5 protein-coding genes and 2 pseudogenes are annotated in these 5,860 nt (G+C 65.4%); 4 read left to right on the plus strand and 3 right to left on the minus strand.

Annotated features, from left to right (window positions below):
• Nucleotides 1-730 (minus strand): annotated as a pseudogene (locus DBR34_RS03720) (sensor histidine kinase); the annotation flags it as partial.
• A gap of 128 nt (nt 731-858) precedes the next feature.
• Between DBR34_RS03720 and ispG the strand changes: the two are divergent.
• The 4 genes from ispG to DBR34_RS03740 all read left to right on the plus strand — a co-directional run bounded on the left by ispG (nt 859) and on the right by DBR34_RS03740 (nt 4,490).
• Entirely contained in the window at nt 859-2,124 is a 1,266-nt protein-coding gene (ispG, locus tag DBR34_RS03725; protein WP_128095758.1) for a flavodoxin-dependent (E)-4-hydroxy-3-methylbut-2-enyl-diphosphate synthase, read from the plus strand.
• Nucleotides 2,105-2,854, plus strand: coding sequence for a phosphatase PAP2 family protein (locus DBR34_RS03730; protein WP_128095759.1), 750 nt, complete (start codon nt 2,105-2,107; stop codon nt 2,852-2,854). The genes ispG and DBR34_RS03730 overlap by 20 nt, the downstream gene beginning before the upstream one ends.
• A 181-nt stretch (nt 2,855-3,035) precedes the next feature.
• Complete coding sequence (locus DBR34_RS03735) at nt 3,036-3,683, plus strand: response regulator (RefSeq protein ID WP_038689063.1); 648 nt, start codon at nt 3,036-3,038, stop codon at nt 3,681-3,683.
• A 516-nt stretch (nt 3,684-4,199) separates the two neighbouring features.
• Nucleotides 4,200-4,490 carry a hypothetical protein gene (locus tag DBR34_RS03740; RefSeq protein ID WP_128095760.1) on the plus strand — a complete coding sequence of 97 codons (291 nt, stop codon included), beginning with the start codon at nt 4,200-4,202 and terminating at the stop codon, nt 4,488-4,490.
• Between the two features lie 224 nt (nt 4,491-4,714).
• Here the strand turns inward: DBR34_RS03740 and DBR34_RS03745 are convergent, their stop codons facing one another.
• Nucleotides 4,715-5,374 (minus strand): bifunctional 4-hydroxy-2-oxoglutarate aldolase/2-dehydro-3-deoxy-phosphogluconate aldolase, encoded by a 660-nt coding sequence (locus DBR34_RS03745; protein ID WP_128095761.1) that lies wholly within the window; start codon nt 5,372-5,374, stop codon nt 4,715-4,717.
• Between the two features lie 195 nt (nt 5,375-5,569).
• Nucleotides 5,570-5,860, minus strand: a pseudogene (locus DBR34_RS22085) (dihydroxy-acid dehydratase); the annotation flags it as partial.

Consider the following 5,860-nt stretch of genomic DNA (forward strand, 5'->3'; position numbering starts at 1 on the left):
GCACCAGCAGTTCGCGCAGCGTGTCCACGTCATCGCGCACTTCGCTGCTGTTGGTCTGGTCGGCGATGTCGTCGGCCAGCAGGGTCATGGTGGCCAGTGGCGTGTTGAGCTCATGGGCCACCGACGCGGCGTGGGTGGCCAGGGCCACGATGCCTTCATTGCGCACGAAGCGTTCGCGCAGCAGGGCCAGCTCATGCTCGCGGTGGCGCAGGGCGATCGCCAGGCGGGTGGCGAACACCAGCACTACCGTGGCCGACAGCAGGAAGTTGCAGACCACGCCCCACTGGTGCATCTGCATGGCGGTGAAGTAGCCGGCCGGCAGGGGCAGCCCGAAGATACCGCTGACCGCATAGCCGATCAGGCAGGTCGCGGCCACCGCCAGGGTCCAGCGCAGGGGCAGGGCGAGTGCGGCCAGGGCAATCAGGATCAGGAACAGGGAGCCGAACGGATTGCCGATGCCGCCGCTCCAGCCCACCATCCAGGTGAGCACGCAGACGTCCACCAGGATGTGGCCGAAGGCGGTCACCGGCGCGGTGTCGGCGTCGTTCACCCGCAACTGCGCGTACAGGTTGAACAGGGTCAGCGCGGCCACGCCGGCCCACAGCGGCAGCTGCGGCAGTTCCAGCCCCAGCACCGAGGTGGCCACCAGGATCGTGGCGGCCTGGCCGGCCACGGCAAGCCAGCGCAGGCTGCACAGGGTTCGGAGGAAGGGGGCGTCGGTGCCGGTCATTGCGCACATCCTATGCGCTCGGGGGCTGGCCTGCCTGCGACAATCGGCCGCATCGGTTGAATGAGCACCGACCAACGGCCGGTACCCACCCCGCGCGCGTGAACACGCTTGGCGCGCTAAAATGGGGAATGCATGACGCCGTGACCCAACCGACCCAACCGTCCGACACCACCGTGTGGGCCCGCCGCCAGACCCAGGCTGTCCGCATCGGCGGCGTGGTCGTGGGCGGGGGCAGCCCCGTGGTGGTGCAGTCGATGACCAATACCGACACCGCCGACATCGCCGCCAGCGTCAAGCAGGTGGCCGAATTGTGGCGGGCTGGGTCGGAGATGGTCCGGCTGACGGTCAACAACCCCGAGTCGGCCGCGGCCATCCCGCGGATCGTGGAAAAGCTGCAGATGATGGGCATCGACGTGCCCCTGATCGGCGATTTCCACTACAACGGCCACCAGCTGCTGACCCAGGAGCCGGCCTGTGCCGAAGCCCTGGCCAAGTACCGGATCAACCCCGGCAACGTGGGGTTCGGCAAGAAGAAGGACACCCAGTTCGCGCAGCTGATCGAGTTTGCGATCCGCTACGGCAAGCCGGTCCGCATCGGCGCCAACTGGGGCTCGCTGGACCAGTCGCTGGCGGCCCGCCTGATGGATGAGAACAGCCAGCGCGCCCAGCCTTGGGACGCCGGCCGCGTGCTGCGCGAGGCGCTGATCCGTTCGGCGCTGGATTCGGCGCATACCGCGGTCGAACTGGGCCTGCCGCGCGATCGCATCGTGCTGTCGGCCAAGGTCAGCGGCGTGCAGGAACTGATCGCGGTCTACCGCGACCTGGCGCAGCGCTCGGATTTCGCGTTGCACCTGGGCCTCACCGAGGCCGGTATCGGCAGCAAGGGCATCGTGGCCTCGTCGGCGGCGCTGGCCGTGCTGCTGCAGGAAGGCATCGGCGACACCATCCGCATTTCGCTCACTCCCGAGCCGGGCCAGTCGCGCACCGCCGAGGTGATCGTGGCCCAGGAACTGCTGCAGACCACCGGCCAGCGCGCCTTCACCCCGCTGGTCACCGCCTGCCCGGGCTGCGGCCGCACCACCTCCGAGTTCTTCCAGGAGCTGGCCAAGGTGGTGCAGAACCACGTGCGCGAGAAGATGCCGGTCTGGAAGGTCAGCCACCCGGGTGCCGAGAGCATGACCCTGGCGGTGATGGGCTGCATCGTCAACGGGCCGGGCGAGTCGCGCCACGCCAATATCGGCATTTCGTTGCCGGGCACCGGTGAAACGCCGGCCGCGCCGGTGTTCGTCGATGGCGAGAAGGCCGTGACCCTGCGCGGCGACAACATCGCCCAGGATTTCGTGGCGCTGATCGACGATTACGTCGAGCGAAAGTATGTCCGCAGCGTCGGATAAGCCCGGCGTGCTGGCCGGCCAGGAGCCGGCCGCGGGGTTCCGCCATTGGATGGCGCACAACGCGTGGCGGTTCGTGCTGCTGTTCGCCGGCGTGCTGCTGCCGCTGGCCGGCTTCGTCGCACTGGCCGATGAGGTGCACGAATTTGAATCGTTCCACTTCGACGCGCCGCTGCTGTGGAAGATGCATGGCCTGCATTCGCCGGGGCTGGACCAGTTCTTCACGCTGCTCTCCAAGCTCGGCTACGAGTGGTTCCTGATCCCGGCCGATGTACTGATCGTGCTGGCGCTGCTGTGGCGCAAACGGTGGCGCGAGGCGAGTTTCGTGGCCATCAGCTTCGTCGGTTCGGCGTTGTTGAACCTGGGCAGCAAGCAGTTCTTCCAGCGCGACCGGCCCAGTCTGTGGGAATCGATCGCCCCGGAAAGCACGTTCAGCTTTCCCAGCGGACACGCGATGGGCTCGATGACCCTGGCGGTCACGGTGGCCCTGCTGGCCTGGAACACCCGCTGGCGCTGGCCGGTGCTGGTGCTGGCCCCCGGGTTCAGCGTGCTGGTCAGCGTGTCCCGGGTGTACCTGGGGGTGCACTATCCCTCCGACATCCTGGCCGGTTGGTGTGCCGCCCTGGTTTGGGTGGTAGGGTGCTTCCTGGTCATGTTCCGGCGCCGGCATCCCTGGCGCCACCGACCCCGCGCCGGGGTATCGGCAGCACAGGCCGATCGCGACGGGGTATAGGCGTACAGTAATAGGCGTAGTAAACCGATATGGCCTGGGGTGAAAGGCTTAGGGGGAGGGGCAATCCGGCGTGGTTGTGATGCGGGCACCAGAATGCGCCGACAGGAAGGTTTCTTCCTTGTTATCGCAACATCCCGCCGCTAGGCTTGCCCCCGTTCGCAGCGTTTGAAGAGGTACGTGGATGACGATTCGAGTGTATCTGGTGGACGATCATGCGCTGGTGCGAACCGGCATGAAGATGATCCTGTCCAACGAGACCGATATCGAGGTAGTCGGTGAAGCGGACTCCGGCGAAGACGCGTTGCCTGACATCCGTCAGCTGCGACCGGACGTGGTGCTGTGCGATCTGCACCTGCCGGGCGTCAGCGGCATGGAAGTCACCGAGCGGGTGGTGCGTGGCGACCACGGCACCCGCGTGGTGATCGTCTCGGTGCTCGAAGACGGCCCGATGCCCAAGCGCCTGCTCGAAGCGGGTGCCTCCGGCTACATCGGCAAGGGCTGCGATGCACAGGAACTGCTGCGTGCCGTGCGCGACGCCGCGCTGGGCCGGCGCTACCTGGGCAGCAGCATCGCGCAGAACCTGGCGCTGTCCAACGTGGAAGGCACCCAGTCGCCGTTCGACGCGCTGTCCCCGCGCGAACTGGAAGTGGCCCTGCTGCTCACCCAGGGCCTGCGCCAGGAAGACATCGCCAAGCGTTTGAGCCTGAGCGCCAAGACCGTCAACACGCACAAGGCGCGCCTGTTCGAGAAGATGGGCATCCACGACAACATCGCGCTGGCCCGCATGGCCAGCCAGTACGGCCTGGTGGATCCGGCGCGGCCGATGTAACGCGTTGTCGGTGAGATCTTTACCGGTGGCTGAACCGTGACAAGTCTGACGGTGTGCGTCCGGAAGCGCCACACTTGCGTTGAATTGATGCACTCGGTAAGTCTGAAGCAGTCAACAAGGAATTTGGTTGTTCTGAGGATAAGAGCGATGTCGATCAGGGAAGTGTCGTCAGGCAAGTCCACCCGTGGACAATTCTTCAAGATAGTTATCGAAACGTTGGGCTCACGCAGCTTGTGGCGCGCTTGCTTGTTGCTTGCAGGTGGCCGGCCTAGGCAACATCGGGAGCCACGGGGTTGTAGACGCGAACATTGCGCTGAATTCTGCATCTAAATGGTTGGGTTCTGGGTATAAGGAAATGGCTCCCGGGATATACCGTTCTTCCGATGGACTAAGGCAGTTTCGCATGACGACCTCTGATCTCACCGGTGCGCACGGGAGTATTGGATCCCACGTGCACTTCGAAGCACTGAACAAGGCTGGCAAGGTCACGGAGAACTTACATCTGGGTGTGACGCCGTGAGAATTTGGCAGACGGACTTCAGTAATTTTGGCGGCAGGTCTCTCAATGTCGCGCATTTCGGAGCCGACACATCGGGTGGCGCGGGTATCGTGAACCTAGATGCAGATGTTTATACGAGGATTCTTCGGATCGAAGAAGAGTCGGTCGGCTATTTTCTTCACAGGTTCGGTATGGATATGTCGCACCTGGCTGACACGTGGCATCAATCATTGGAAGAGGCGATGGAGCAGGCCGAAGAAGAGTTCGGCGTTCCGCCAGCAGCGTGGTCGCTGCTGATTGAGGGATGACCAGTTCCGTCGGAGCTATGGACCTTCATTCACGAAGATCGCTCCGAAGTGACTCGGGGCCCACTAGTCAGGACTTCTGCTGTTTGACCTTCATGGGCCCCGCGCGCCGGACGTAAAGGTGGTCGCCGTTTTTGCAAAAAAAGCCCGGGCAAGCCGGGCCTTTTTCGGTGCGCCATCCTACCGGTAGAGCCACGCCATGCGTGGCGGGCTCCGCCGACACTACCTCAGTGCGCGCGCACCCGCGCCACGATCTTCGCCGCCTGCGCAGCACTGTCGCGCACCTTGTCCCACTGCCCGTGTTCGATCCAGCTGCCCGGCACCATCCACGAGCCGCCGATGCAGACCACGTTCTTCTGCTCCAGGTATTCGGCCGCCGTATCCTCGGTGATGCCACCGGTGGGGCACAGCTTCAGGTCCGGAATCGGACCGGCCAGACCCTTGATCATCGCCAGCCCACCGACCGCCGAGGCCGGGAACAGCTTGCACACCCGGAAGCCGCGCGCGTACAGCGCCAGCATCTCGGTCGGCGAGGCCGCACCCGGCACCACCGGCAGTGCCGCCTGCGCCAACGCATCGGCCATGTGCGCCGGCGTACCCGGCGTCACCAGGAAATCCGCGCCCGCATCGATCGACTGCTGCATCTGCTCTACGGTCAGTACCGTGCCGGCACCCACCACCACATCGGGCAGCTCGCGCTTCAGCATCGCCAGCGCTTCCATCGCCACCGGCGTACGCAGCGTCAACTCGATCGCCGGCAACCCACCTTCCAGCAACGCCGCACTGACCGCACGGGCCTGGTCGAGCGTATGCACGGTCACCACCGGCAGGATGCCGGCAGCATGCAGCAGCTCGGCTGCGCGCTTCTGGTGTTGTTCGATGCTCATGTGTTTTCTCTCTTTCTCAATGACGGCAGCGCAATTGACGCGCCGGATGGTGTCCGAGGGCAGCGGATCGCCCTGGCCGGGACCGTTGAGCGGCATGGATGCCGCTCACGAGCCCCCATGGATGGGTTCACGGCGTGTCCCGGCCAGGGCGATCCGCTGCCCTGGCCCGTAGCTTCGCCGCCGCGCTTTTGCGCTTCAGGCGTCCTTGGCTTCATGCGGCGCTTCGGCCGCCGCCGCATCACGCCCCAGGTCGTATTCCGCGTCGTAATTCCAGATATCGCCGTCGGCCGTTGCCGGCCCGCACGAAATCGAAATCGCGCCCTGGTCGGCCGGACCGACCACGCGCCGGTTCAGCGCGAACAGATTGCGCCCCATGTCGTGCGCCGCCGGTGCCGTGTTCGGTGCCGGCGCGCGCGCCGCGAACTCCGCCGCGTCCACCAGCAGCTCCAGCGTGCCCGCCTCGCCATCCAGGCGGATCATGTCGCC

Origin of the sequence: Stenotrophomonas sp. HMWF003 (assembly GCF_003061285.1) — a bacterium.
Classification (GTDB): Bacteria; Pseudomonadota; Gammaproteobacteria; order Xanthomonadales; family Xanthomonadaceae; genus Stenotrophomonas; species Stenotrophomonas maltophilia_AP.